The 26791-nt window shown below is 48.5% G+C and carries 21 protein-coding genes and 3 pseudogenes; 13 read left to right on the forward strand and 11 right to left on the reverse strand.

What is annotated here, in order from left to right; all coding sequences use genetic code 11:
• Positions 1-31: 31 nt before the first annotated feature.
• Positions 32-1423: a glycoside hydrolase family 1 protein gene (locus tag KDD30_RS18855; RefSeq protein WP_211651524.1), complete on the reverse strand. Its 1392-nt coding sequence runs from the start codon at positions 1421-1423 to the stop codon at positions 32-34.
• Positions 1424-1802: 379 nt separating this feature from the next.
• Here KDD30_RS18855 and KDD30_RS18860 point away from each other — a divergent pair, with 379 nt between their 5' ends.
• A complete protein-coding gene (locus tag KDD30_RS18860) occupies positions 1803-2420 on the forward strand; it encodes a glutathione S-transferase family protein (protein WP_211651525.1) in 618 nt (205 codons plus the stop codon).
• A 49-nt stretch (positions 2421-2469) separates the two neighbouring features.
• On the opposite strand, the gene KDD30_RS18865 is transcribed toward KDD30_RS18860, so the two are convergent.
• Both KDD30_RS18865 and KDD30_RS18870 read right to left on the reverse strand, forming a co-directional pair.
• Positions 2470-2694: a hypothetical protein gene (locus KDD30_RS18865; RefSeq protein WP_211651526.1), complete on the reverse strand. Its 225-nt coding sequence runs from the start codon at positions 2692-2694 to the stop codon at positions 2470-2472.
• A gap of 92 nt (positions 2695-2786) precedes the next feature.
• Positions 2787-4219, reverse strand: a pseudogene (locus KDD30_RS18870) (PLP-dependent aminotransferase family protein).
• A 277-nt stretch (positions 4220-4496) separates the two neighbouring features.
• Between KDD30_RS18870 and KDD30_RS18875 the strand changes: the two are divergent.
• Together KDD30_RS18875 and KDD30_RS18880 are read left to right on the forward strand one after the other, a co-directional pair.
• Positions 4497-6416, forward strand: coding sequence for a metallophosphoesterase (locus tag KDD30_RS18875; protein ID WP_211651527.1), 1920 nt, complete (start codon positions 4497-4499; stop codon positions 6414-6416).
• On the forward strand, positions 6377-6907 hold the full coding sequence (locus KDD30_RS18880; RefSeq protein WP_211651528.1) for a hypothetical protein: 531 nt from the start codon (positions 6377-6379) through the stop codon (positions 6905-6907). Before KDD30_RS18875 ends, KDD30_RS18880 begins: the two co-directional genes overlap by 40 nt.
• Before the next feature lie 67 nt (positions 6908-6974).
• Here the strand turns inward: KDD30_RS18880 and KDD30_RS18885 are convergent, their stop codons facing one another.
• Positions 6975-7601: a LysE family translocator gene (locus tag KDD30_RS18885; protein ID WP_211651529.1), complete on the reverse strand. Its 627-nt coding sequence runs from the start codon at positions 7599-7601 to the stop codon at positions 6975-6977.
• 314 nt (positions 7602-7915) lie between these two features.
• On the opposite strand from KDD30_RS18885, the gene KDD30_RS18890 reads away from it, so the two are divergent.
• A complete protein-coding gene (locus KDD30_RS18890; protein ID WP_211651530.1) occupies positions 7916-8710 on the forward strand; it encodes a hypothetical protein in 795 nt (264 codons plus the stop codon).
• A gap of 141 nt (positions 8711-8851) precedes the next feature.
• Positions 8852-10821 (forward strand): annotated as a pseudogene (locus KDD30_RS18895) (alkyl/aryl-sulfatase).
• A 58-nt stretch (positions 10822-10879) separates the two neighbouring features.
• Here the strand turns inward: KDD30_RS18895 and KDD30_RS18900 are convergent.
• Positions 10880-11290 carry a cupin domain-containing protein gene (locus tag KDD30_RS18900; protein ID WP_211651531.1) on the reverse strand — a complete coding sequence of 137 codons (411 nt, stop codon included), beginning with the start codon at positions 11288-11290 and terminating at the stop codon, positions 10880-10882.
• Between the two features lie 829 nt (positions 11291-12119).
• On the opposite strand from KDD30_RS18900, the gene KDD30_RS18905 reads away from it, so the two are divergent.
• A complete protein-coding gene (locus KDD30_RS18905) occupies positions 12120-13580 on the forward strand; it encodes an aerolysin family beta-barrel pore-forming toxin (protein WP_211651532.1) in 1461 nt (486 codons plus the stop codon).
• 55 nt (positions 13581-13635) lie between these two features.
• Here KDD30_RS18905 and KDD30_RS18910 read toward each other — a convergent pair whose 3' ends face one another.
• From KDD30_RS18910 to KDD30_RS18935, 6 genes and pseudogenes are all read right to left on the reverse strand, one after another.
• Positions 13636-14271 carry a histidine phosphatase family protein gene (locus KDD30_RS18910; RefSeq protein WP_211651533.1) on the reverse strand — a complete coding sequence of 212 codons (636 nt, stop codon included), beginning with the start codon at positions 14269-14271 and terminating at the stop codon, positions 13636-13638.
• The gene (cobU, locus tag KDD30_RS18915; RefSeq protein WP_211651534.1) at positions 14268-14822 is read right to left on the reverse strand and encodes a bifunctional adenosylcobinamide kinase/adenosylcobinamide-phosphate guanylyltransferase; all 555 of its coding nucleotides are present in this window, start codon (positions 14820-14822) and stop codon (positions 14268-14270) included. The genes KDD30_RS18910 and cobU overlap by 4 nt, the downstream gene beginning before the upstream one ends.
• A complete protein-coding gene (locus KDD30_RS18920; protein WP_211651535.1) occupies positions 14815-15603 on the reverse strand; it encodes an adenosylcobinamide-GDP ribazoletransferase in 789 nt (262 codons plus the stop codon). The genes cobU and KDD30_RS18920 overlap by 8 nt, the downstream gene beginning before the upstream one ends.
• Positions 15604-16643, reverse strand: a pseudogene (gene cobT / locus KDD30_RS18925) (nicotinate-nucleotide--dimethylbenzimidazole phosphoribosyltransferase).
• A 240-nt stretch (positions 16644-16883) separates the two neighbouring features.
• Positions 16884-18137 carry an MFS transporter gene (locus KDD30_RS18930; RefSeq protein ID WP_371826118.1) on the reverse strand — a complete coding sequence of 418 codons (1254 nt, stop codon included), beginning with the start codon at positions 18135-18137 and terminating at the stop codon, positions 16884-16886.
• A 254-nt stretch (positions 18138-18391) separates the two neighbouring features.
• Positions 18392-19291, reverse strand: a complete 900-nt coding sequence (locus KDD30_RS18935) for a LysR family transcriptional regulator (protein WP_211651536.1) — start codon at positions 19289-19291, stop codon at positions 18392-18394.
• Between the two features lie 775 nt (positions 19292-20066).
• Here KDD30_RS18935 and KDD30_RS18940 point away from each other — a divergent pair.
• The 7 genes from KDD30_RS18940 to KDD30_RS18970 are packed head-to-tail and all read left to right on the forward strand — an operon-like array spanning position 20067 to position 26790.
• Positions 20067-20585 (forward strand): flavodoxin, encoded by a 519-nt coding sequence (locus tag KDD30_RS18940; protein ID WP_211651537.1) that lies wholly within the window; start codon positions 20067-20069, stop codon positions 20583-20585.
• Between the two features lie 14 nt (positions 20586-20599).
• A complete protein-coding gene (locus KDD30_RS18945) occupies positions 20600-22129 on the forward strand; it encodes an AMP-binding protein (protein ID WP_211651538.1) in 1530 nt (509 codons plus the stop codon).
• 32 nt (positions 22130-22161) lie between these two features.
• Positions 22162-22968, forward strand: a complete 807-nt coding sequence (locus KDD30_RS18950) for a hypothetical protein (RefSeq protein WP_211651539.1) — start codon at positions 22162-22164, stop codon at positions 22966-22968.
• Positions 22961-24001 carry a 3-oxoacyl-ACP synthase III family protein gene (locus KDD30_RS18955; protein WP_211651540.1) on the forward strand — a complete coding sequence of 347 codons (1041 nt, stop codon included), beginning with the start codon at positions 22961-22963 and terminating at the stop codon, positions 23999-24001. Before KDD30_RS18950 ends, KDD30_RS18955 begins: the two co-directional genes overlap by 8 nt.
• A gap of 19 nt (positions 24002-24020) precedes the next feature.
• Positions 24021-24278: an acyl carrier protein gene (locus KDD30_RS18960; protein ID WP_211651541.1), complete on the forward strand. Its 258-nt coding sequence runs from the start codon at positions 24021-24023 to the stop codon at positions 24276-24278.
• An 18-nt stretch (positions 24279-24296) separates the two neighbouring features.
• Complete coding sequence (locus KDD30_RS18965; protein WP_211651542.1) at positions 24297-25817, forward strand: NAD(P)/FAD-dependent oxidoreductase; 1521 nt, start codon at positions 24297-24299, stop codon at positions 25815-25817.
• A 1-nt stretch (position 25818) separates the two neighbouring features.
• The gene (locus tag KDD30_RS18970; RefSeq protein ID WP_211651543.1) at positions 25819-26790 is read left to right on the forward strand and encodes a diiron oxygenase; all 972 of its coding nucleotides are present in this window, start codon (positions 25819-25821) and stop codon (positions 26788-26790) included.
• Position 26791 lies beyond the last annotated feature (1 nt).

The following is a 26791-nucleotide window of genomic DNA, read 5'->3' on the forward strand; positions in this document are numbered from 1 at the left end:
CATACGCTTACCAGCCTTATTGTTCAATTGTTCAGGGTTTTAATACGGCGCCGTTGGTCCGGATAACATCCTGATACCAGTAGAAACTTTTCTTTCGGTAACGTGCCAGCGTGCCGCTGCCATCATCATGCCGATCGACATAAATATAGCCGTAACGCTTGCTCATTTCTGCCGTAGAGTTCGCGACCAGATCAATCGGTCCCCAACTGGTGAATCCCATCACCTCGACACCATCCGCAATGGCTTCCCGTGTCTGTACCAGGTGATCATTGAGATAAGCGATGCGGTAATCGTCGTTGATGTCGCCATTCTCTGCCACACTATCCTTCGCGCCGAGACCATTTTCGACAATGAACAACGGCTTTTGATATCTGTCGTGGAGCAGGTTCAGTAAATAACGCAGCCCCTTTGGATCGATCAGCCAGCCCCATTCACTCTTTTTCAGATATGGGTTTGGCACACTGTCGACAATATTGCCGACCTCTTTTTGTTTTGGATCCGCGCTTGCACAGCCACTGGCGTAGTAACTGAACGAGATGAAATCAACACTGGCGCTGGCCAGTGTTTCCAGATCACCCGGCATGATTTTCAGTTCGATGCCCTGATCCCGGAAATAGCGGAGCATATAGCCTGGATATTTGCCCCGGGTTTGCACATCACCGAAAAACAGCCACTTGTTGTTTTCATGCATCGCTGCCAAAACATCATCCGGGTTGCAGGTGTAAGGATAGTTCACCGCGCCCAGCAGCATATTGCCAATCTTGGCGTCGGGGATGATCTCGTGACATAAGTTGACGGCGATTGCGCTGGCTACGAGCTGGTGATGAATCGCCTGATAGATGGATTGTTCATCGGCATCTTCAGGTAAACCCACGCCTGTGAAAGGCGCATGGAGCGACATATTGATTTCGTTGAACGTCAGCCAGAGCTTCACCTTGTGCTGATAGCGTTCGAATACGGTTCGCGCATAACGTTCAAAACAAGCGATGGTTTTACGGCTCGCCCAGCCGCCCTGAGCTTTGACCAGGCCGAAAGGCATCTCATAGTGTGACAATGTCACAAATGGTGTGATGTGATGCGTTGCGAGTTCATCAAAAATCTGGTCATAAAAAGCCAGTCCGGCTTCGTTGGGGGTTTCCTCATCACCGTTCGGAAAAATACGTGTCCAGGCAATCGACAAGCGCAGGCAGGTGAATCCCATTTCTTTGAATAGTGCGATGTCTTCCGGATAGCGGTGATAGAAATCAATTGCGACGTCTTTAATACCGGGCGTTCGTTCCGCTTCAGGCTGATGCGGGCTCAAAATGCCCTTGGGCAAAAGGTCGGCTGTCGACAATCCTTTACCGCCTTCATTGAAGGCCCCTTCGACCTGATTGGCTGCGATCGCACCGCCCCACAGAAAGTGAGCAGGAAAAGTCTGCATGCTGTGTTCTTCCCTTGATATGAAGCCTGATAGGATCCTAGCAGACTCAGGTTCAGGAAAAACTGAATGGCAGTTGAATGCTGATTGTTTGATCGTGGGTCAGCATGAAAAAAAGCCCCTGCAAGTCAGGGGCAAACGTACACATGCATTTCCCAAAAAACATGGAGGTCTTCAATGTAACTTTCCGGGGAAAAGATGGCTTGATTCAGATCAATCGAATCACGTTCTCTGCATTTTCCTGGCGGAAAAGGAGAATTTTATGCGATCGGCTGCGCGTAACGTTTCCTATCCGGAACGGGAAAACTGATTTTCATCGCCCTTAGAAATCAAATGCTTTAGGCTGGTGGGCTGAAGTATTCAAGATAAAGGCAGATTCAACATGATTAAGCTACACCACCTGAATCAATCACGTTCGAAACGAATCATCTGGTTGCTGGAAGAACTGGGACTGAGCTATGAGATGGTGCCGTATCAACGCGATGCCGTGACTTTTCTGGCCCCACCTGAACTGAAATCAGTGCATCCTTTAGGAAAATCGCCAGTGCTTGAAGATGGCGATCTGGTGCTGACGGAGTCCGGCGCGATCACGGAGTATCTGATTGAAACTTATGGTGAAGGCCGGTTGGCACCGCAACGCGGAACACCAGAATATGCGGCTTATGTGCAGTGGATTCACTTTGCAGAGAGTTCAGCGATGCTGCCAATGCTGCTGAAGATGTTTCTTGAGAAGGACGGATGCGAGACCAATTTCCTGGCAGGGTATGCCGATAAAGAAATGATGAGCATTCTTTCGTATCTGGAGCAATCGCTGGCAGGAAAAAAATATCTGGTCGCAGAGCAATTGTCTGGTGCGGATATCATGATGTCTTTCATGATTGAAATTCTGTATCAGAAGGGAGTATTACCGTCTTTTCCGAATCTTGCACGTTATGAGAAGCAACTGCTGAGCCATGAAAGCTATGTCAGATCCAATGAAATAGAGTCGGGCAAACGCTGAGGCTGATGGTGAAAATTGCCCCTTTGGTAAGCCAAAGGGGCAGAGCCAATTAATCTGACGTTTGATTTTTTTGATCAATGACCGCGGCGCGGCGAACGGAAAAGAAACCTAAGCCGACCAGCAGGAATGGAATGGCGGCGGCAGTCACTTCTGCCCAAGCGAAATAGGCCAAATCTTTCACAAGCACAAAGTGCCCAATCACCACCAGCAGCAGACACATGATGGCGGTTGGAATCATTCTGACTTCGTCAATTGGCTTGGTGGTTTTTTTCATGAGAAGACCCTTAGTACTGATGTGAGTCTGTATTTCATCACAGCACGTGCAAGACAGACCGATACAGTTCAGGGGTTAAATGACCAAACAGTTTAGCTTGAGGGCTCGCTCTCAGATCGCAGGCATCGTGCCGCGAGATCGCCCAATGTATTGATGGCCGTCAATGTTTTCGGATTGAGCGGATAAGAGTAATTTAAACGGATGTGCTGCCGGGCATCTTGCTGAAGGCTGAAAATGGTTCCCGGTGCGATCGCAATGTTTGCCTGTGAGGCCAGTTCGTAGAATTTCTGGCAGTCAAACGGAGGCGGGAAACTCAGCCAGACCACATACCCACCATCCGGGTCGGACACTTGTGTCTGCTTTGGAAAGGCCTGTTTGATCGCCGCGATCATCGCTGTTTTTCGGCTTTGCAATGTGGTCCGCAGTTTTCTCAAGTGGTTGTCGTAGCCACCATGCAGTAAATAATGGCTGATCCCGAGCTGCGCGGGCACGCTGCTGGAAATGGTCGACAGAAACTGCTGACGCTGAATCTGATCACTCAGCTTGCCGGCCACAACCCAGCCAATCCGGAATCCCGGAGACAGGCATTTCGAAAAGGAACTGCACAGCAGGACCCGATTCTGCGGGTCAAACGCTTTTGCCGGTAAGGGCTTTTGTTCACTGAAGTACAGCTCCGAATACACATCATCTTCAATCAGATACGCCTCGTGGCGATTCAGCAGTGATACCAGACGTTGTTTTTGTGCATTGCTGAGGCTGTAACCGAGTGGGTTCTGAAAATTGGTCATCAGCCAGCAGGCTTTGACCGGATAGGCCGCCAGCTTTTCTTCCAGCACATCCAAATCGAGCCCGGAGGTCACGGAAGCCGGGATTTCAACCGGGATCAGTTTCAACCGTTCGATGGCCTGCAATGCACCGTAAAAAGTGGGCGATTCAATCGCGACGTAATCGCCGGGCTGGGTAACCACCTGCAAACTCAGATTCAAGGCTTCCAGCCCACCGGTTGTAATTACAATGTCATCTGGTTTCACCGAGAGCCCTTGCTGGACATACCGCTGGGCGATCAGGCGGCGTAATTCGTAGCTGCCTGGGGGCAGATTGGTGAGCGCACTGTTCTCTTTCATCTTTCGGGAGGCGCTGGCCAGGCTGCGGACCAGTTCCTGCTGCGGAAACAGGTTGGCTTCCGGAAAGGCTGAACTGAAAGGCATGAAATCGCTGCTTTTGGTGCGTTGAAACACATCATAAAGCAGGTCGTTAATTCGCATCGGGGGGTGTCCGGTGGAGGCGTTTCACCTTCTGCCCGGATCACTTGCCTGATATTCGTTGCGACCAGATACCCCGATTGAGGCTTCGCAACCAGCCAACCTTCGGTTTCAAGTAATTGATAGGCCTGAAGAACGGTCGCAGTGCTGACCTGAGCCTGACGACTACAGGCCCGGACCGATGGTATCTTCTCGCCGGATCGCCAGATCTGTTCACGGATTTGTTGTTTCAGTTGTAAAGCAAGTGACTGATATTTATTCATTTCTCTGAGGGTGTTTCAGTGTTTGAGTGAACATAGCATGTGGCTGCGCGAACACAAGCCTGAACAACGGAAACTGATGCGTGAATTGGGTTTGAGGTGATGGGAAGGTGATGTAATTCGGATTTGCCGGATCGCCCCCTGCTTTCTAGTGTCAATAAAATGATAAATAACTGTCATCCCGTTTTAGACCGCGTGTCATATACGCGTTTTAGCATAGCTGACGACTAACTGGACTAGTCCAGATTATCTGGGCTCATATGACACAAAAGGAAAAAACATGTCGATAATCAAGCAGCAGATTGGCGTCAGAACCGCAGCGTTTCTGGCCGTAATGGCCATCTCAGGATGTAACACTCAGGATGATCCGACACCGGAAGATAAAAAAGGGCAAGTTGGTGTAGGCCACATTGTGCCAGCCCCGGTCTCTGAGCAGCCTGTCGTGTTTACGATTTATCCCTATTTGCAGCAGCCCACTGCACACAGCATGGCTGTTTTGTTTGAAACCGGGGATGACTCGCCGGAAGTCTGGGTCAGAGCAACCGACAGTGAGGGTGAATTTCTGGTGGTAAAACCTGTGCAGGTTGACCAAACAAACCTCTACAGTGCAAGCATTCAAGGGCTGGTTGCCAGCACGGCTTATGAATACTTTATTGTCAGTGGTGGGAAAGGGAAAAAACTATCGGCTGTTTCAAACCGCTATATCTTCAATACTTATCCTTCAGCAGGTGAAAGTCCTTTACCATTCAATGTCATTGCGATCAGTGATACACAAAATAACAGTACCCTTGGTGCGCTGAACGATATCATCACCAAAGGCGTCATTCCCACGGTCTGTCAGAATCAGGCAGAGCAATGCGCCTCTGAAATTGCGGCGATCACCATTTCCGGTGATATCGTGAACAATGGCTACGATCTGCTTCAGTGGCGTCGCGACTTCTTTGATCAGTTGAAAGCGATCACACCTTATGTGCCGCTGGTCGCTGTACCGGGAAACCATGATTATTACGGTAATACAGAGCTGACGAACTACCGCCATTTCTTCCAGCAACCTGAGAATGGTTCTGTAGGCTATGAAGAACGTTGGTACTGGCTGGATTATGGCAACCTGAGGCTGGTGGGTCTGGACAGTTATCCCATCTCCAAAAATCACGGTCAGTTTCAGGCTGAAATTCTCGGAATTCAGCGGCAATGGCTCAGAGAGTTACTGGTCGATACAGAAAGTAATCAGGATGTCGATTATGTGCTGAGTATGTTCCACCATCCGTGTTTGTCTGAAATGTGGTTGTCAGGTGAAAGTATCGGCAGTTGCGAGATGGTTGCCGAAATGGAAGATTTCAGCCGGAAAACGGGTAAGCTGACGGGGCATTTATTTGGCCACACGCATGCTTATTCGCGTGGGCAGTCGATGGACACATCTCATCTCTGGCTGAATGCTGCGACAGCCGCGGGGTATCGTGAGAAGATCAACGATGACAACTACTATCACAACGACACACGCGACTACGATACGTTTGCCATCAGCCAGAGTGAGTTTGGTTTTAACCTGCTGACGTTCAATCAGGACGCGTCGCCATCCATGAAACTGACCCGCTACAGCGCCACCGTTGCATCGAAAGGGGGCGGTTTTGCCAGCCTGGAAGATACTTTTACGGTGTCGGATACGCTGACAATGCAGACTTCCGTGCAGGCACCGGATGCGCCCCAAGTGTCCGAAGGTCATGGGAATCTGGGGTTGAACCAGTTGAAGCTGGCAATCAGCCACTCGGATCCGGATACAATCTATGAAGTGCAATGGCAACTGAGCAAAAACAGCCAGTTCAGTGAGGGCGTTTTTGATCTCTGGGGGAACCAGACCCGGAGCCATAACATCTGGCCGATGCAGGACGGCACCACGCAAGGCAAGCCGGTGGATACGCAGGCTGGCGCTGATTTAACGAAAGTTAATCTGTCGGATTATTCGGGCAAGCTGAAAATGGGAGTTGATGAAACCTATAAATGGCAGAAACGATCGTCTGAACATTCCCATGACTCATATCGTGATCCGTTTCAGGGCAGTTCAGCGCCTGTGCTGACACTCTTCCCGGGGACACATGGTACTGGCGTGCCCGGGTTCGCAATGAAAACCTGGGATGGTCTGACTGGAGTGATACCGCAACCTTGTCCATCAATGAGGGCGTCACAACCGCACTGCCTTTAGTCAATGGTGGCGCAGAAAATCAGGATCTGACGGGCTGGACTCTTGAGCAAGGCTACTGGCGCGTTCTGGAGCAAATCGACAATATCACCGCATCTGAAGGCCAGTCCTATTTCAGCGCCCGTCCGAACGATTCAACTGCGGGTGGTGCGGCGTATGATGATTTGAGTCAGGTTGTTGATCTCCATCCGTACCAAGAGGCTATCGACCAATCCTCTGCTTTTCTGCGCCTGAGTTTCAGCAGCAACGGCTGGGGAGATGGTGATCATGCTGTCGTTACCTTACAAGCTCAGGACGCGAGCGGAAATAACCTGGGTGAACCCAGCGTGATTCAGACTGAAAGTCAGAAGCAAACCTGGCTTACTCAGACATCCTCAATGCGGATACCGGCCAATGCGCGATCGGTGAAACTGACGCTGCGGGCGGTGAAAAAATCCGGCAGTATGGCAGACGTGCATCTGGATGATTTTCAGCTCTCACTGACGCAGCCTTAATCCGGTGATCGTTTCTTAGGGGAAGAGACGAATGAGCAGGCGGCATCTGTTCCGGGGCCGCCTGATGTCATTGGGCCGCAGAAGCTATCATTTTGAGTCCGAAGATCCCCAGCAACCCGCCTGCAGTCCGGCAAAATGCTTTCTTGAAACTGAGATACACAGATTGTGCTTTTTCAGTGGACAGCAGAATCGCCACACAGGCGTACCAGCCAAAGTTTGATAAAAATACGCCGGCACTTAATACATAAGGTGTCCCGGATGGCACATCAGCAGGCAGCAATGCAGCGAATACGCTGCTGAATACCAGGGCTGTTTTCGGGTTGCACAACTGGGTTGTGAGGCCAAAAACAAACCATGATCCGGCATGCTTTTCTGTATGTTTCGGTGAAGTCTGAGGGGCAGGTTGATCACTGATTTTCCAGATGCGGTAAGCCAGAACGCAGAGGTAAGCTCCGCCCAGAATTTTGAATGTCAGATAAAGTTCAGACACAACCGTCAGCAAGGTGACGAGTCCGAATGAGGCCAGCAATGCAAACACCAGTGCACCACATCCCATCCCCAGCGCCACGGCGATCGCATGAACGCGTGACTGTGACATCGCGCACTGGGCCACGAGCAGGAAAGACGGGCCGGGTGTCATCGCGCCCAGCGTGAGTAAGGCCAAAATTGGCCAAAGGAAATGAAATTCGGACATCTGAATGCTTCTCTGTTGGGTTAACTTTTTGACGAGAACTTTTTCACAAGAACTTTGGTGCTGGATTGCCATATTCAAGGTCAACACGGACGATTCTAACCCGGCAGAATGCTTGCTTTCAATCAATCTCATATCAGAGGTGAAGCGTGTTCAATTGAACAGAACTGTCGGATTTTTTTGATGGTTTTGATAAAGCAGAGTTTTTTTGTTGTGCTACTTTTAATCCGTACAAGAGATAAATGGCAAGTAATCCAGCAGTTTAATGCTTTAAGCGAATAAGGACGCTGAAGTTCAGTGGCACACAGGGAGTCAGGATGAATCAACAACAGAATTTCCATTGGGCCTTATCCGCTTTAGTGCTGCTAAGTTTCAGCACGACGGCTCAGGAGCAGGGGGCCTCTGCGGCGCAGGCAAATAACCCATTGGCGAATATGACGGCGCTGAATTTCCAGAATTATTACATCGGTGATGTTACCGAATCCGATGAAGATGCCAATCAGTTCTGGATTCGCTATGCCAAGCCCGTCTCTGTGGCGGAGACCAACTGGATTGTGCGGGCTTCACTCCCCGTGAATACCTATCCAATCCCGCCCAATGGCAGTCATACGACTGGTATCGGTGATTTCAATATCTTTGCGGCGTATTTAATTGATACTGGTAATCCAGCTGTGAGCTTCGGTGTGGGGCCACAGTTAACAGCGCCCACTGCCAGTAAAGATGAAGTTGGCAGCGAAAAATGGTCTGCGGGCATCGCGAATGTACTTTTTAACGCGAGTTCTGCTGTTTTCCAATACGGTTATTTACTGACCTGGCAAGAAAGCTTTGCTGGTGAAGATGCCAGACAGGATGTAAATGTCGGTGCCTTTCAGCCGTTTGCCTTCTATCAACTGGGCGGCGGTACCTATCTGCGGGCTGCACCAATCTGGGTCTATAACTTTGAAGATGACAGCTACAGCGTGCCGCTTGGCGTTGGTGCGGGTCAGGTGATTAAAAAAGGCAAAACGGTCTACAACGTGTTTGTTGAGCCACAGTTTTCTGTGGCAGATGATGGCGCGGGGTATCCGGACTGGCAAGTTTTTCTAGGATTCAACATGCAGTTTATCGACTAAAGACTGACATCAGTTTAGCCGTGAATGATGGATATTTGTGAATCAGAGTCGCGAAGGAGTCATGCAATGAAAGCAACATCGAATCAAGAATCAACCCCGGATTTCAGATTGAAGCACCGAATCACAACAAGATCGGATGATATGCGTCGGACGGTCCGGCTGGCATCTGTGTTTGTTTTGAGCGCATTACTCGCCCCCGTGGCATTTGCGGCGGAAGAACCAAAGCCCGCGACAGATGCGACCAAATCCGCTAATCAGGCACTGATGGAAGCACTGCCGTTTGAGGATAAAACCAGTTTTGAAAATGCGCACAAAGGTTTTATTGCCGCTTTACCTCAAGAACAAATTAAAGGTGAGCAGGGAAATCTGGTCTGGGATCCGGCGAAGTATGCATTTATCGAAGAAGGGAAAGCGTCTCCGGATACAGTCAACCCCAGTTTGTGGCGTCAGTCGCAACTGATCAATATCTCTGGCTTGTTTGAAGTCACGGAAGGGATTTATCAGATCCGAAATCAGGATCTGTCGAATATGACGATTGTCGAAGGGAAAGAAGGCCTCACCATTTTTGACCCGCTGATTTCGACAGAAACCGCAAAGGTTGCTTTGGATCTGTATTTCGAACATCGTCCGAAAAAACCTGTGGTTGCTGTCGTTTATACCCACAGCCATGTCGATCACTACGGTGGTGTGCGGGGGTTGTGGATGAAGCGGATGTGACATCCGGGAAAGTGAAAATTTATGCGCCTGTTGGCTTTATGGAAGCTGCAGTCGCTGAAAACGTCATGGCAGGGACGGCGATGAGCCGCCGGGCCGCTTACATGTATGGTAACTTGCTGCCACCAAGTCCGACGGGACAAGTGGGTGCAGGCTTAGGGACGACGACTTCAGCAGGAACCGTCTCTTTAATTCCGCCGACAGATATCATTGAAAAAACTGGTGAGACGCGCGTAATCGACGGGCTGACTTACGAGTTTCTGTATGCGCCCGGCTCTGAAGCACCGTCGGAAATGCTCTTTTATATCAAAGAGAAGAAAGCCATCAATGCTGCTGAGGATTCTACGCATACCCTGCACAACACCTATTCTCTGCGTGGTGCGAAAATCCGGGATCCGCTGGCATGGTCGAAATACCTGAACCAAGCGATTCATATGTGGGGTAAGGATGCGAACGTCATGTTTGCCATGCACCACTGGCCTGTCTGGGGCAAGGACAATATTAACAAGCATCTGAAGTCGCAACGTGACCTGTATCGGTTTATTAACGATGAAACGCTTCGAATGGCGAACCAGGGGAAAACCATGGTTGAAATTGCGGAAGATTTCAAATTACCCGATGCGCTGAACACTTATTTTTCAAACCGGGGATATTACGGTTCCATCAATCACAATGTGAAAGCCACTTATGTGTTGTATCTGGGGTGGTTTATCGGGAATCCGGCAACCCTGCATCCTTTAACCCCTGTTGAATCTGCCAAACGTTATGTGGACATGATGGGCGGCACCGATGAATTACTGAAAAAAGCGAAGGCTTACTATGACAAAGGTGAGTATCGCTGGGTGGCGGAAGTGGTGAATCACGCCGTGTTTGCCGATCCGTCCAATCAGGCTGCCAAGAATCTGCAGGCAGACGCGTTGGAGCAAATGGGATATCAGGCAGAAAGTGGCCCTTGGCGTAACTTCTATCTGACGGGTGCCAAAGAGCTGCGGGAAGGGGTGAATAAATTGCCGGTACCCGATACGGCGAGCCCGGATACTGTGAAAGCCATGAGTCTGGATTTGTTCTTTGATTATCTGGCGATGCGGCTGAACAGCGAAAAGGCTGATGGAAAATCCATTGTGCTGAATTTTGATTTCACCGATGTGAAAGAAAAATATTTGCTGGAAATGGAGAATGGTGTTCTGAACCATACTCAGGGGGCTGAATCGAAAGAGGCAGATGTGTCTGTCACACTGGCGAGGACGACTCTCAATGCGATTATGCTGAAGCAAATGAAGCTCGAAGATGCGATCGAAAAAGGTGATGTGAAAATTTCCGGCGATCAGGACAAACTCGGCGAGTTGGTCTCCTATCTGGATAACTTTGATTTCTGGTTCAATATCGTGACGCCATAAGGTTGTTCAGCACGGGTAGTCACGGAACAGGGCACTCGATTTCGAGTGCCCTGTTGTTTCATGGCGAATCACGGTGAGGTCGGTGTTGTGTATCTTCTCCGGCTGTAATAAACAGCATTTTGGCATACTGTTGAATTTTTGCGGTATGCCAGGTGCCTTTTGGCACAAACACGTATGCACCGGGCTGTGACAATTCCACAGCGTGTATGCCTTCAGCCTGTTCAAGCTGAAACACCGCAGCGCCTTCCAGTAAAATGACGACTTCATCGCCTTGCGGATGAATTTCACTGCTAGGCCAGTTTTCTGAAAATTCATATAGGCTCACCAGATACTCGTTGTGAAAATCACCAAGCTGGCCAGCCATCAAGCGAGGCCAGAATGTCTCATCAATGGCTAACTCTTCAATACGGGCATCCGGACGAAGACGCAAACAGTGGTTTGCCAGTTGTCGCGGCTGTTTCATGTTCATGATCTGATCTCCCTGTCCATTCATTGCGCCGAAATACAATACCAATCGCAGTAAATAACTGGTCATCCTAGCTTGTTAAAATGTTCGATCACTGCGTTAGATTTTTTGATTGTAGAATCACTACTTATCTAAAAACCTGCCTTGTTCTCAAACATTTTTCCTGCGCTATTTCTGATCATTGACTTACTTTGATTGGTATAAGACAAAGATAGCAGACGGGTGCATTCATTCCCGATTGTTTCTGATGCGCCATTTAAACTTTGGCTGATTGAATCGTTTTTTACTTACGGTAAGTCGAATGACTATTGAGTCTGATGGAAAACAGTATTTATTATTTCTGAATGGTTCGGTTTTAAAGTGAATGATTTATCGCTGCAGATGCGGAAGTATTCGAAGAGAGAACTATTAGTTTGATCACATTTTTAATTTTATTTCCTGATTTTTTAGCAGCATGTTATTTCATCGATTGATGAACTGAAAACGGATTTATTTTTAACATTATAAATTGGGTGTTTGTCCTAAGTGACTGACATTGAAGGACAAGTTTTCTCACTGAACGCTCTGTAACTTCATGTTTTTACTATTTGTTTTTGATGTTCGACTGACCTGGTGATGAATTGTATCTCCGTAATATTTAAATCTATAGATAAGTCAATTTGAAAGTTGCTTTGATTATTTTTATAACAAAATAAAGATGAACACCCTGAAATAATTGATTGACTCGATAAAATTCACCTTGGTATAAGATTTATCGCATATGTGCAAAGTGTATTATTCAAAAACTTGCGCAGTTTTGAATGCGATAACAACAATGAACAAGAAGGCAAATATGAAAAAAGAATGGACACCTTTACTATTGATTATCCCATTCGGATATATATCGAGCGCTTCAGCGATTGAAACCAGTGCGTTTTATCCGGAAGAAGTCGAAATCCATTACAATCTTGGGCCTGCCGTCTGTAAAGCCGATTACAGACCGGTTACACGTGCAGAAGCATTGCGTTTCCGGGATTCGATCATGAATAAAATCGGTAAGTGGTCGTATGTCACGCTGGCTGATGGCTGGGTGATTATGGGGCCGGGTTATCAGGGGGAAATTAAAGAAGGGAGTGCTGAGCATACCGCTTGTTACCCGCTCAATGCCGACACCAACATTTTAACTTTCCCTTCTGTCACGATTGATGAAGGTTCGAAAGAGCGGGTTGAGTGGACGCTGGTGAACGATGCTGACAACTTCGTATTGCCGGCTGCCTATCTTGCGCATCATATGGGATACGCCTGGGTAGGCGGTCCGAAAGGCGCTCAGGTGGGTGAAGATATGAAAGTCTGGTGGGACAGTCAGGCCAATGTCTGGAAAATCCGCGGGAATGATGGCGCGTGTGAAGGCTATCGTTGTCAGGACAGGAGCACCATTTCGGTGAAAAACTTCTCGTACACCATGGATCCGAAGTCTTTCAAAGTTGATGGCTCTGTTGTGAACTCGAACAGCCAGCTGGTGAATACCATTTCGTCAACGGCGGTCAACAAAACCAGTATTGAACAACAGTACGTCATTGATATCAGCTACAACACCTCGACAAGCTGGTCACAAAACAACAGCTACAGCTTCAGTGAGAGCGTCGCGGTGACCAGTACGTTCAAGAGCCCGGAAGTGACCGGCGGGGTGGACAAGTCGATTCAGGTCACCATTGGCGCCACGCAAGGCTGGGGCAGTACCAGCGGCGGGGAAGAAAGTAACCGTGTGACGATTCAGGCCAGACCGACCGTGCCAGCAAACAGCGCGCTGAAAGTGCTGTTGAATGTATACCGTGCCGACATTTCTTACCCTTATGTGTTTGATGCAGATGTGTCTTACGAACTGGGCTTCGATGGCTTTATGCGCTGGTCGGGGAATGGCCTGTTGTGGCATCCGGAAGACAGACCTGATTTCAGTGCGACGTTCGCAATTGGCCGTTTTGCCGGAAATGAAAAGAGCCTTGAATTCCAGTGGGATCACCGTGATATCACCGGGATGAACAAAACCTGGGACTGGAACTGGATCGCGCAAACTGCGGGCTCTTATGACACCCGTTACTGGTTGGGTAAGGTGCTGTCGCCGAAGAAAGCCCGAATCAAAGGCCAGTTCTATGCTGAAGACCAATTCACCGGTGAGCTGTATTTTGAAGAAATCCCGTTGCCACAGGGAGACAGCAATATGGCAACGATGGAAAAAAGCATCAAAGATCAGTTGGAAGATGCGGGTCTGACGGATGTCCAGGTGAGTGTGAGAAAAGAAAACTCAGGCGTTTAATTGACATGATCTGAGTGAAACAATCAGCCGGAAACCCTGTGTGGTTTCCGGTTTTTTAGTTTTGCACTGGGATGACTGAACCAATCTGTTTCACGGCAAAGTAGATTCGGTGCTCACTGTGCGTTACCTGAATTTGTGTGAGACTGCCATTTGCGATATTCAGCGTTGAATACCATTTTGGATTTCGCCAGTCGAGTCCCAGAACATCTGCCAGAATCGCCCGGATGACACCACCGTGGGTAACGATCAGTAAATCGTTCCGATGGGTTGCGATGGTTTGCGCCCAGGTGGATTGAACCCGGCAGAAGAAATGATCCAGTGACTCAGCCTCCGGAAGAGGATGACTGGCCGGGTTGTCCCAAAATTGCTCCAATCGTTGCCAGGTCTGACTGTGCGGGGTTAGCGACTCAAATGGTTGGCCATCAAGTTCACCAAAGTCTATCTCCTGAAATCCGGACGCTGTGATCAAGGGGGTTGAACCGCGAAGTAACTCGGCCAGTGACTGGCAGCGGCGTAAGGGGGAGGTGATGATCACATCAAAGGGGATCGGTTGAGATTGTATCTGGCGACAGATGACGTGGTTGACGGTCTCGCTCACTGCTATGTCCGTGGTGCCATAGAGCGCTGGCGGGCCATTGACTTTCCCATGGCGAATCAGTGTCACCGTATAAGATTTCTCGCAAGTGTTCATGATGAAGCGCCTTTGAGCTGAAGTGGCAATCCGGCCGCAATCAGCGTGACTTCATTGGCTATCGCTGCGATTTTCTGATTCATCCGACCGGCATGATCCACAAAAGTGCGGCTGACTTCGCCCATCGGCACGACACCGAGTCCGACTTCGTTAGAAACGAAGATCAGTTGTGCCGGACACTGGCTGGCCGTTGCTGCCAGTTCAGCAATTCGGGCGGTTAACTGATCGTGGCTACAGGTTGTTCCGAGTTCGAAAATCAGATTATTGAGCCACAGGGTCAAGCATTCGATCAGCACAATGTCGTCAGCACGGAAGCTTTTCAGCAAAGCGGCTAATTCCAGCGGACATTCATGCTCAACCCAAACTGTGCCTCGCTGCTGCTGATGGTGCAGAATTCGCGCCTGCATTTCCTCATCGAATGCAGTGGCCGTTGCGACATAATGCAAAGTATGAGCCGGGGTCGATAATCCATGCGCCAGTTTTTCCGCATAGCTGGATTTGCCGGAACGGGCACCGCCCAGAATCAGGCGAATATTTGACGGGTCAGCCATGCATACCGCCTGTCGGATTCACTGAGGCAATGATGATCAGGTAGATCAGCAGTTCCATCAATTGTTGTGCAGCCCCCAGACAATCGCCGGTAAATCCGCCCAGTCTTGCATTCAGCCAGAACTTGAAGGCCATCCTGAAAATCACTGCACCCAGAATGAGCGGGAGCGTCAGTTGCGGGGTAAAAATCAGGCAGACCAGCACACCAGTGGCAATCAGAAAGAGTAATTCAGGCACCGTCTGGGCGTTGGCAATCGGCTTGCTTTTGCTGGTGTCACTCTCGCGGACATAGTGCATGTCAAAAATGAGAGTTGCAGCGACAGCCCGGCTGAGTGTATAGCCCACAATCAGTGCTGCGACCAGCCCGGTTTCTGTGGCCAGATAACTGAGCATGATGAATTTACCCAGCAACGCCATTACGAGCGTTGCCGCGCCATAGGTGCCGATCCGACTGTCTTTCATAATGGCCAGACGGCGTTCTGTCGTCATGCCGCCGCCGATGCCATCGGCCATATCTGTCAGGCCATCTTCATGAAAGGCACCAGTCAGCAGGAGACTGAACACCATCATCAGAAAAACAGCGATCTGGGGTGGAAACCAGTGAGCAGCCCAAGCGTACAGGAAGGCGCACAGCGCGCCCAATAACAGCCCGACCAGTGCAAAATATCGCCCGGCCCGGTTCATCCGTTCATCCGAGTAGGGCGTTGCCGCAGGGATCGGCAGGCGGCTGAAAAATGAAACCGCCAGACAAAATAGTTGCGCCTGATAACGAAGGTTGATCATTTACACCGTGACTCCGGCATCTGCAAAGCTGGCCATGTGATTGTAAAACTCAGCACTGGCGGCCAGCAGCGGGTAAGCAAGTGCTGCGCCTGTGCCTTCCCCCAAACGTAAACCCAGATCCAGTAACGGCTGTGCTTCCATTTCTGCCAGCACTTTCTGGTGGCCCTGTTCCTCAGAGCGGTGGGCAAAGATCATGATATCTCTTGCTTCCGGTTTGATGCGTGTTGCGATAAACGCGGCGACCGACACAATGAAACCATCAACCAGCACAGGCACACGCTGATCACTGGCCTGAAGAAACGCACCGACCATCTGCACAATCTCAAAACCGCCCAGTTCTTCGAGTGCACGGTATGGGTCGGGTTGACCGGTTTCGTGATATCTCGCGACCCCTTTTCGGATCAGGCTGATTTTCTGACTCATTTGTGTATCGTTGATGCCGGTTCCTTTACCGACGCAATAGGCAACGTCGGTTTGCGTGATTGCTGCCAGCAATGCGGAAGCACTACTGGTGTTGCCAATGCCCATTTCACCGAACATCAACAGGTTACAACCCGACTCAATGGTTCGTTGCGCAATGGCCCCCCCAGTTCAAGGCCCTGGGCAACCTGCGCTTTGGTCAGGGCCGGCTTTTCTGCAAGGTTTTGGGTTCTGGCACCTAAACGTTGCAGAATGAAATCAGGGTGATCGGTGTCAACCGGAAGCAGAATGCCGCAGTCAATCACTTTCAGCGCAATGGCATTGATGCGGCAGAACTGATTGATTGCTGCACCACCGGCTAGAAAATTCAGCACCATTTGTTGTGTGACTTCACTGGGGGCGATACTTACGCCTTCTTTTGCGATGCCATGGTCACCGGCAAACAGCAGCAGGGTCGGGTTGGACAGCGTAATTTGCTGAACGGCTTCTGGTTGTCCCTGGCTCTGAATCAGGGCTAGCTGTAATGCGGTTGTCTCAAGCTGCCCCAGAGAACCTGGTGGTTTGGTTTTGGTGTCAATACGTTCCTGAATCGCTTCACTATGAAGTGTATCTAAAGTCATCGCTGATCTCTCCGTGTCGATAATGGGGTCGCTGTATGATTCGGGGCGCTTCACAGCAAATACTTTGCCCAGCAGAGCGTATTCAGAGCCGCCGAGGTGCGATGTTACATCGAGCATGTCTGGCTGGGTGCCAGCGCAGACCGTCCGTTATTTCTTGTGACTTCTATGCTCAGAATTTTTTCGCAGTTTATCTGCATGTATAGCACCTATCCAGCGAAAACAAAGTGATTGATATTTTTATCAGGAATGTGCCCGAGAGGGGACGGTATTCCCTGATTGCTGCAAATGAAGGAGGCCAAAACTGACCGCGGCCAGACCCGCCACGCCAATAATGATCAGCCAGGATGTGTCGTAGCCAATCTGTTCTATTGAAAAACCTATCAGCAGATATGAAGGCATCAGGCCAATATTTCGGATGGTCAGGAGGACGCCGCTGATGCGACCCCGATGGCTGCTCGGGGAATGGTTGGCGATATAAACACCTTCCTTCGTCAGCAGTAAGACTTCGGCGACGGAAAGGATAAACCACGCCGCAAAAATAAAAGGAATAGCAGTAGAGAGCAGAATTCCCAGATATCCAAGTGCAAAGAGTGTGCCCGCCAGCGCCAGACTGTTGAACTCGGATTGCTTTCGGGTGAGCCGTAGCACAAAAGGCGTGGTCACAACGACGACAATGCTGGCGAATGTCATGAGCTGACCGAATAATACGGCACCGTCTGCACTGAATAACTGACTGAAATAGAGCGGGCTGGTGAGCGTCATCTGATTGAGCGCAAACCAGAGCAGCGTACATAGCGCGCCAAAAATGAGGAGACGGGGCCGTTCTCTGAATACCGCCCAAACGGAGCGATCGGTCGCCTGCTCTAAGGTGGATTGGTTGGTGTCATCGTTGTAGTGCTGATGCTGAACGCTGCTGACCTGGAACTGGACGATCAGGATACCGATGAGCACCGCCAGACCATTTCCCCAGTAAATCCATTCGGTGTGATTCCAGAACAGGTAGCCAGCCACAACGGGTCCAACGCCAGATCCAAGATTGTAAGCCAGATAACTCAGTGACATCACGGCATCGCGGTTTTGTGGCTGGGAATGATCCGCGACCAGCGCATGACTCGCTGGCAAAGCAACGCCAATAAAGAAATAGGCAAGACACATGGACGCAGGGGCAATCCAATGGTGTTCTGCAAAAAAGCCGCAGATCAGCAAAATGATAGCGCCGAGGAGTTCTCCGGCAACCATCACTTGCTTATGCCCGTAGCTATCTGACAACTTCCCGCCAAGAAAACCGCCCAGCATATAAGTACCGGTTACGATCATGACCAGCGTGCCCGCCGCTGCGGTTGAATAGCCTTGTTTTTGGGTCAGCAGCAGTGCCAGAAAAGGAATGATGAAATTACCCAGCCCGAGAATAAAACGCGCAAGTGACAGCGCATAAATTTCTTTCGGTAATCCTTGATAAGCTTTGAGAGATTCTGTGATACGTTGCGATATCAATGAAAAGTCCTTTTGAATGTGTCCCTTATCGCGCTGCAGACGGTATCAGCCACGATCCGCTTTGGTTGCTGAGGGAGCATGTTAACCCTAGGCAGGTATGGAATGATATGTTTTTTATTTCATATTGAAATGTTGTTCAAACAATAGCTTGCATCACGTATCACGTATCACGTATCACGCATCACGCTCATGTGACCTGCAGGCTTTGGGTTCCATGATAGCCCGGATGATTCACTGGTGGTTGAGACTGGCGGCTATGTTTCTGTTTCACAAGCATGGATCATGCTGGTTTTACAGTGCTGAATGAAGGTTTTGAAGGCAGGGCTGTTTCGCAAAAGCGGAGAAAAGTAACAGTAGACATTGTGCTGAAGGGTGGCGTCATGTTTCTTTTTATCTTCCAGCGCAATGAGAGAGCCGGCTTTCAGCTCGTCTTCGATGACATAGTAGGGAAGAATGCCCCACCCAAAATCATTCTTGATGAAATGAATTGCATCGTCATAAGAGTCGACGAAACAGACCTTTGAACTGAGCGGATTTGATTGGACGTCGGCAATACTGTTACAAACATAAATCTGTCTGTGATTTAAGATCTCATTGAAACACACAGTTCGATTCTCTTGAACGCGTTTATTCTGAGCAGAAACGACAATCACATCTTCACGAATGCCCAGTGTTTTTTTATCTAATTTATGTAGTGATAAATCATTAAATATGGAAATAACAATGTATATATCACCACGTTTCGACTGTTGTATGTTAGTAATATCTAATCCTCGGTGAATATTGACCGTTTTATCTTCATGATCGAGGATAACGTTTTGTAATAAATCGAGAAACCGGCTGGAGACCCGTTGATCAATGTAAATGTGTAACTCAGGTTTGTCGGCAAAAATCTCATCAGCAATGCTAGACAGAATTCTTTGGTAACTGAGTAAGTTTTCCATGTAGGGGATCAGTTGAATCGCTTCTTCCGTCGGAATTGCTTTCTGGCCATCGCGAATCAGTAAATCCACGCCCAGCTCTATTTCTAAACTGACAACACTGTTGCTCACCGAGGTTTGCGACTTTCTCATCAGTCGCGACGCGGATGAAATTGACCCCGTTTTGACGACATTCAGAAATGAGTAAACGTGGTTCAGATTTTTGATATACATTTTTATTGACTCGTCCGTGATTTCTACACAAGCGTACGAAACAAAAGTAAACTATTGTTTGAAAGGTTTCGTATTCAATTTGATTGAAAGATTCAAGCGTAAGGAAGCGTGATTTTTACCTGAACTATCGGGTGTTCAAAGTCGGGTAGATAGGAGATAAAAACACTTCCACTTGTTCAAATGTTTGGTTAGCAAGTGCCGATATCATTTTATGGTTCCATAAGCAACTGATAATGTAGGGTATCTATTTCTTTTATCTGTATATTAATTTGATAGATATTTATTATGTATCGGGGCGCTATCATAACGCTCTTGTTGAGCATTTTCAAACTGTGTGTCCGCACGATAATGATGTAAATTTGAGCGCAGTCACGTAATGGCTTGATTAGAGTCATTGGATTTCAATGGAACAATTGAATATACATCCAGAGCGTTGTTTATTTCATATTTCCTTCCTCTTTATTGATGTAAGTGTTATTTGTCTGGTCGGATGACGGAGGAGTTGTCCATCATTATCCTGCATGATCATCAGGCGATGATGCGTCATGATCAGAAAGCTTGTTTATTTTCATTTATAAAAACTAGTGAGTTTTTAACTAGTTTTTGTTGGTCGGATTTTTCATTGTCATTTTGGATGATTCTTCTTATCAATCTTGGCTTGAGTCTTATCTATCAATGAATACTGCGCGGTAAACCATTTCTCTCCTGTGAATAGTCAGTTTTTTGTTTCGTCGGGCTTCAAATATGATCCTCTCAACATTATAGGAGATATACCGTGAAAATAGGGATCTACTACGCATCGACATCTGGAAACACTGAGATGGTATCCGAGTGCTTATTGGATACGCTGGGTGAAAAAATTGCGGAAAAGTTTGATATCGAGGAAGTGGGTTTTAAAGATATTGAATTACAGGACATCATTATTTTTGGCTGCCCAACCTGGGATTATGGAAATCTTCAGTCGGAGTGGGAAGAGCAGTGGGACATTTTTGAACGTTTGAATCTTTCAGGAAAAACGGTGGCTTTATTTGGCGTGGGTGACCAATACGGCTATCCGGAGTGGTTTTTGGACGCCATGGGGATGATTCATGAGTCACTTGTCTTGCGAGGTGTTCAGCCGATTGGGCAGTGGAAAAATGAAGGCTATGAATTTGAAAAATCCCGTGCATTAACTGCAGATGGCAAACATTTTGTGGGTTTGGCAATTGACGAAGAAAGCCAATCTGTCATGACGCAATCCCGAGTTGCGGAATGGTGTTGCGACATTTTAGAAACTTACGCGGCGGCTGTTTAAGGGAGCTAAACAGAATGAGAGTTTTGAATCTCACGGAAGAATTACTGTTTCATCGTCATGACATGCAATTGCCGCTTTACCGTTATAAAGGCAATCTCATTACGCGGAAGCGGATGATTCAATCCGTCAGTGAGTTGTCGAGTCATCTTTGTCATTATATTGAACCCGGTGATCAGGTTGTTTTGTATCTGAACGACAGTCCGTCACTTGTGTGTGCTTTTCTCTCCACGATTGCCTGCGGTGGTATTCCTTCCGTTGTGAATCCGATGACGAAGCGTGAAGGTCTACAGCATGTGATTCAATTGACGGATGCAAAACTGATTTTTACCTCAATTGATAAGGCGGCTTATATACCGCATAGCTGCCAGTTTGAAGTGTTGTTTGCAGAGAATGATCATCAGGTTGATATATCGGATTTTTCTTTAGGAAAGGGAAATCCTGACTGGCGTGATTTTGTCAGAACACCAGGCACGGACACGAGTTACTTACAGCTGACATCCGGATCTACCGGCTTCCCAAAAGCTGTCCGCCATTCTGCAGAAGCAACATTAGCTTTTTGCCGCAACGTTGCCTGTTCATGGTTGGGCTTAAGCTCTGCGGATGTGATTTATTCCGTGCCGAAAATGTTTTTTGGCTATGGCATGGGTAACAGTCTGTTTTTCCCTCTTTTCACCGGTGCGTCTGCGGTTCTCGATTGCGATTGGCCGAAGTTGAACAGCATCGTCAGTCATCTGAATGAAAGCCGCCCGACGATTCTGTTTGGTGGCCCGGCTATTTTTAATTTACTGCGTCCAAGAGCGAAAGATGTTGCCAGTATTATCCGAACCGCCGTCTCTGCCGGGTCTGTACTGAGTCGTGAAGAGGCTGCCTATTGGGCAGACTTGGGGGTGCACATTAGGAATGGTTTTGGTGCAACCGAACTCGGCCATGTGTTTCTGGCCAGCATGAATGAAGCCCAGCGTGGTTCACTGTTAACCCGCGTATTGGATGGCTATGAGTATCGGCTGATTGATAAAAGCGGACAAGAGATTAAGACCCCACATGTTGCGGGTGTACTGTTGATCCGTGGACCAAGCTTGAGCTCCGGCTATCTCAAGCAGGATCAATTGACCGCAGAAAAATTCTGTGACGGTTGGTATCGCACCGGGGATTTGTTCGAGCTGGATGAACATGGCTCCTTCTGTTATCTGGGCCGCGAAGATGACTTATTTAAAGTCAATGGACGCTGGATTGTACCGGCGGTGGTCGAGCAATCTGTGTGTGAAGCCTTCGCGGATGTCCAAGAGGCCGTTCTGGTGCCCAGCTCCAGAGCGCGAGATACGTTACGCGCGACACTATTCGTTGTGACCCGATCCGGTGAAATTGATGCGGCCGCGATGAAGCATTTTATCCGCTCCCAACATGAATCATATATGGCTCCCGGTGTGGTGATCGCGCTCCATGAGATGCCAAGAAATGCAAACGGGAAATTGAATCGTCAGAGTCTGATCGATCTTGCCGAAGAGAACGATCTGGAAATCAGGGAGGCGACCCAGTGCAGCTAATCACCGTTTCCTGCAAGTTGTTTAAGAACAACTTGAATCATGTCAAGGGTCCTTATGGCGCTCATCGCGCGAAAGGATTGAAGGGACAGTCGTTATTGCCTGACCTGACGGCGTGCGTTGACGATGTTTTGGCCCAGGGGGCGTGCAGCGCTGAATCGATTGATCTGATCGTGAGCTTGTCGCTGTCTCCTGATCATCTGGTTGCAAAAACAAATGTCATGGGGCCACGGATTGGTCATCCGTTACAGCGTGAGATTGGCGCGAAGCATGCCTTTGTTTTTGATGCGATGGATGCTTCTCTGGCAAAAACACTCCATGTCGTGAATTTGCTTGCCAGTGCGCAAGGATATCGGCGTGTTTTGCTTGTCCGCGCTGAAAATACCGTTCACCTCGATCCCTGCAACCAATCAGGATTTGAGATTGCAAATGGCGTGATGGCCATGTTGCTGACGCCGGATCCGACACAGTCATTTTTCTCCGAAGCCATCCAATGGCAGGGCCAGCCGTTACGCGTCAATCTGGCCAAACATATTCAGGACGCGCACTCAGCAAAAGGTCAGTTTGTACTGCCGCATGCCCCTGCGCTCGCCCAGGAAATCAATCGGAGCGTCGATAAAATCCTGTCCAACCCTGCTTTTTCAGGGACAACACCGATCATTGAATCATGGCTGTCCGATTCACCGGAATCCGGTGTTTGTGAAGGTCCGTTCGGTATCCCGAATGACTTGGCACAGCGCCCATCAGATGCTGGACGATTTCAACTGGTGAGTGTTGATTTATTTTCGATGCAGGTGGATACGGTCACTCTGAAATGGGCTCAGGAGAGAAGCCATGCATAAAGTAAAACTGGCCTCAATTACATGTGAAATGCCATCTCAATCCTTTGGAAATGAAGACAAAGTCTTTGATCAGCTGCCTGAAATGTCCAATCGCTGGTGGCGTTTCTGGGGCATTGAAAAACGGGGCTACTTTCGTCCGGAAAATGGCGAAAGTGAACTCAAGGTGGCACAGAGGGTTGTCAGTCGGTTACTCGATCACAACGGTTTAGCTCCCGGTGATGTTGATCTGCTTTTGTGTTCTGCTTCTTGCCCGATCATGACAGACGATGGCCGCGGGGTTCAGTCGGATGCGCGCTTATATCCGAGGCTGGCGACCGCGTTGAAACAGTCGATGAATCTGAATCATGCGCTGCACATGGACACGCAAATGGAATGTGCGAGTTTTCTGTTAAATCTCAGAATTGCTGCCAGTTTTGTCCAGCAGGGGCTTGCCAGAAATGTCATTGTCGTTTGCAGCGAATATATCTCAAACATGCTCGATTTTACGGCCCGAAGTGCAACGATATTTGCCGATGGGTGTGCTGGTGCATTGATTACTCGCAGCGATGATGAGAGTGATTTGCTGAGTGCGACCCAGCACAGCCGGGCGGATCATTATGATATTGCGACAGCACAATGGCGTTTTCACGAAAACGATCCGGAAAAAACACGCGCCAAATTGCTTTTTACACTGGAAGAAGAAGGCCAGAGCAAAATGCAAGAGTTCGTCCCGGATAATGTACCGATTGCGGTGAACCGTGCTCTCAGCATGGCATCCCTGTCAACGGCAGATATTGATCATTTTGTATTTCATCAGCCGTCTCCTATTTTGCTGCATGCCTGGGCGTCCGGTGTCGGTTGCCCGGAAGAAAAATTCACCACAACCATGGATAAAACAGGGGTGGTGGTCTCGGTATCTATTCCTTTCACGCTGTATACCGCGTTGAAGGAAAACAAAATCCCGGAAGGCGGAACAGTCGTCCTTGCAGGGGCTGCGACAGGCTGGGGCTTTGCGGCCCAAGTCTGGAAACTTGGAAAAATGACTCTCTGTTAATAAAAAAAGGAATTGAAAAATGGAAGCACTTTATTCAGTGATTACCGAATATGTAATCGATGCTGCAGAGCTTGATATTGATGAATTAGCACCGGATGAAGATTTGATTGAACTCGGTCTGGATTCATTGGCCGGGCTGGAAATTGCGGTGAATATTGAGAAAAAATATCAGATTAAAATCCCGCCAGCGCGTTATGAAGAAATGACAACAGTCAGAAAGATCGCCGAAATTCTGTCTGAATTACTGGAAGAAAAACAAGCTGTCCCGGCTGAATAACGGACAACTGGATATCGAATGGACAAACAGATCTTAACTGTGGATGAAGTTGTCGTCGGGGCCGGTTTAACCGGCCTCGTGTATGCCAATGTACTGGCTGCGGGTGGGAAACGCGTCGCTTTAATTGAAAAGCACACTAAGCCTGGCGGGTATGCGACGAACTTTCTGCGTAAACGACGTTATATATTCGACTGCAGCCTCCATAAAATGACTGGGTTCGGTGAGTCCGGGAATGTTGAAAATGCTTTGAAGCGTGCCGACTTGTTCGATTTGATCGAATTTCATCCTTATCACCATCTGACGACATTCCGGCTGGATGATCTGGAGCTCACTCTGCCGGCGGATGGCGAGTCCTTGATGGCTTGTCTGCGGGATTACTTTCCGGATGAGAAAGCCCAGTTGGATGCGTTTTGCCATGATGTGAAAACCCATGGTTATCAGAACTACATGCTGGCAAGGATGGCATTGGGGGAATATGAGATTGACCCTGAGTTATTTTTACAAAGCAAGCAGCTCAGTAAAGTTTCGACTTACGATTATCTGAAACAACGGTTTGATGATCCTCGGTTAATTACCCTGTTCAGTTCTCTGGCGATTAATTTGGGTGTTGAGTCGGTCGAAGCGGATGCACTGTATTTTCTGCATTTCGCTTACACCTTTCTATATACCGAAAAACGTTATGTAAAAGGTTCATCCCAGGCTTTGTCCGATGCGCTCGCAGCAGCCTTTGTGAGTAAAGGTGGCACATTACTGGTCAGAGAAGAGGTGAACAGCATTGACGTTCATCACGGCCGGGTGACTGGCGTACACAGTCGCCGATATGATATCCGCTGCGATCATCTGATCTTTACCGGCTGTCCGCATCAGGTGCTCTCGCTGTTGCCTGCTGAAAACGTGCCGGCAGCATATCGCGATAAGTTTGATTCTTTGTCGTTTGGATTGGGTGCGTTTATCGTTTACCTCGGGCTGGATGTTCCACCATCATCCATTGGCATCAGTGAGCAGGATTATCTGATTGCATCGCCAGATTATGCGATGCAGGCAAAGCAAGCCTGCCTCGGGGAGGAGCGGTATGACACCTGGCCGCTTTCAATCTCAAACTATCATGCACTGGATGAAAATTACGGGTATGTCATTCAATTGGAAATGCTGGATCAGCAGGATGATTGGCTGACGCTGCCCCGTCGTGAATATAAAGCCAAGAAAGCACAAATCACCGAAAAGATCCTGCAACGAGCGCTCAGATATTTTCCTGAGCTGAAACCTCATATCGCATTCATTGAATCTTCGACGCCGCGTACAAATCAGAAATTTACCAATTCTGGGGGGGGCTCCTCGTTTGGTTATAAACCTTTACCGGGAAGAAATATGCGCTTTCTGAAAAAGCCACCGGTTGAGGGACTTTCTTTTGTTGGGACCTGGATGAATGGGGCTGGCTATGAACCGGCAATTTGCCTCGGATTCACTGCTGCAACGTTGAAATGCAGGGCGGATGCGATACGGAAATCACCTGAAACGAACAGTTTGGAGACGGTTTGATATGGATACAAATACTGCTGAATTTGAAAAGAAAATTAATCGGTTGAATACCGTCACTGAACGGTTGATCAACTCCTCTGAAAAACGTTCGATGAGTACGCTGAACGATCATCCCTGGGATGTACCCGTAGGAGAACATCCGGTATTGCGGAAGAAAGAACGGATTTCGATTTACGGAACAGATTACTGGGACAAGATGACTGAAGCAGAACGCATCCGTTTATCACAGGAAGAAATGGTGTCGTGGTGGTCTGCATTTATTCATCTGGAATCGCTTGTGGTTGAGTACTACATGAAAGAGCTCAATGGTGGTGCCTTTGATGATTTGCCTGTCATTCGTGATTACATGAAGCACTTTATTAAAGAAGAGCTGGTCCACACGTTGGTCTTCGGAAAGGCGCTGGACTATTTCGGCATCGAAATTTATCCCATGCCTGAGTTTCTTCGCAGCTTTTATGACGATAACGCGGGGACCGGAAAATATCCGCTGATGGCAGTCTACCTCACCATGATTATTGAATGGATTGCGGATGAATATCAGCGGCTTGATGCTGATGCAGAGTATGTACATCCCATGGCAAAAGCGGTTGTGCAGGCTCACTGGCGGGAAGAAATGCGCCATATCAAATGGGGCCAGCAAATGATCAAGAGCCTGATTGATACCGATGATGAGTTTAAAGAACACGCACAACAACTCACGCCTGTTTATGTGCGGCAACTCATTGATCAGGGTGTGACGAATGTCGATTGTTTTGACCGCGTAAACCCGGCAGATCCAGCTTTTGATGATCAGGAATCTTTGCTTGAAACGGTGCTTGAATCCCCGCATCGGCAGCAATTAAATGATGAATTGATGAAGCCACTGATGCATTACTTTATTTCTTCCGGAATTTATAACCCGATGTATCACGACATTTGGGAAATGCAGGGTTTTGGCCATCTGCTCGACACATTAAACCACAAGGATAGTTAAA

This window comes from Photobacterium sp. GJ3, assembly GCF_018199995.1.
Classification (GTDB): domain Bacteria; phylum Pseudomonadota; class Gammaproteobacteria; order Enterobacterales; family Vibrionaceae; genus Photobacterium.

Excerpts from the sequence above, each read along its gene's own strand:
- KDD30_RS18855 (WP_211651524.1), bottom strand. The coding sequence starts at position 1,423 with ATGCAGACTTTTCCTGCTCACTTTCTGTGGGGCGGTGCGATCGCAGCC.
- KDD30_RS18860 (WP_211651525.1), top strand. The coding sequence starts at position 1,803 with ATGATTAAGCTACACCACCTGAATCAATCACGTTCGAAACGAATCATC.
- KDD30_RS18865 (WP_211651526.1), bottom strand. The coding sequence starts at position 2,694 with ATGAAAAAAACCACCAAGCCAATTGACGAAGTCAGAATGATTCCAACC.
- KDD30_RS18875 (WP_211651527.1), top strand. The coding sequence starts at position 4,497 with ATGTCGATAATCAAGCAGCAGATTGGCGTCAGAACCGCAGCGTTTCTG.
- KDD30_RS18885 (WP_211651529.1), bottom strand. The coding sequence starts at position 7,601 with ATGTCCGAATTTCATTTCCTTTGGCCAATTTTGGCCTTACTCACGCTG.
- KDD30_RS18890 (WP_211651530.1), top strand. The coding sequence starts at position 7,916 with ATGAATCAACAACAGAATTTCCATTGGGCCTTATCCGCTTTAGTGCTG.
- KDD30_RS18900 (WP_211651531.1), bottom strand. The coding sequence starts at position 11,290 with ATGAACATGAAACAGCCGCGACAACTGGCAAACCACTGTTTGCGTCTT.
- KDD30_RS18905 (WP_211651532.1), top strand. The coding sequence starts at position 12,120 with ATGAAAAAAGAATGGACACCTTTACTATTGATTATCCCATTCGGATAT.
- KDD30_RS18910 (WP_211651533.1), bottom strand. The coding sequence starts at position 14,271 with ATGAACACTTGCGAGAAATCTTATACGGTGACACTGATTCGCCATGGG.
- cobU (WP_211651534.1), bottom strand. The coding sequence starts at position 14,822 with ATGGCTGACCCGTCAAATATTCGCCTGATTCTGGGCGGTGCCCGTTCC.
- KDD30_RS18920 (WP_211651535.1), bottom strand. The coding sequence starts at position 15,603 with ATGATCAACCTTCGTTATCAGGCGCAACTATTTTGTCTGGCGGTTTCA.
- KDD30_RS18935 (WP_211651536.1), bottom strand. The coding sequence starts at position 19,291 with ATGTATATCAAAAATCTGAACCACGTTTACTCATTTCTGAATGTCGTC.
- KDD30_RS18945 (WP_211651538.1), top strand. The coding sequence starts at position 20,600 with ATGAGAGTTTTGAATCTCACGGAAGAATTACTGTTTCATCGTCATGAC.
- KDD30_RS18955 (WP_211651540.1), top strand. The coding sequence starts at position 22,961 with ATGCATAAAGTAAAACTGGCCTCAATTACATGTGAAATGCCATCTCAA.
- KDD30_RS18960 (WP_211651541.1), top strand. The coding sequence starts at position 24,021 with ATGGAAGCACTTTATTCAGTGATTACCGAATATGTAATCGATGCTGCA.
- KDD30_RS18965 (WP_211651542.1), top strand. The coding sequence starts at position 24,297 with ATGGACAAACAGATCTTAACTGTGGATGAAGTTGTCGTCGGGGCCGGT.
- KDD30_RS18970 (WP_211651543.1), top strand. The coding sequence starts at position 25,819 with ATGGATACAAATACTGCTGAATTTGAAAAGAAAATTAATCGGTTGAAT.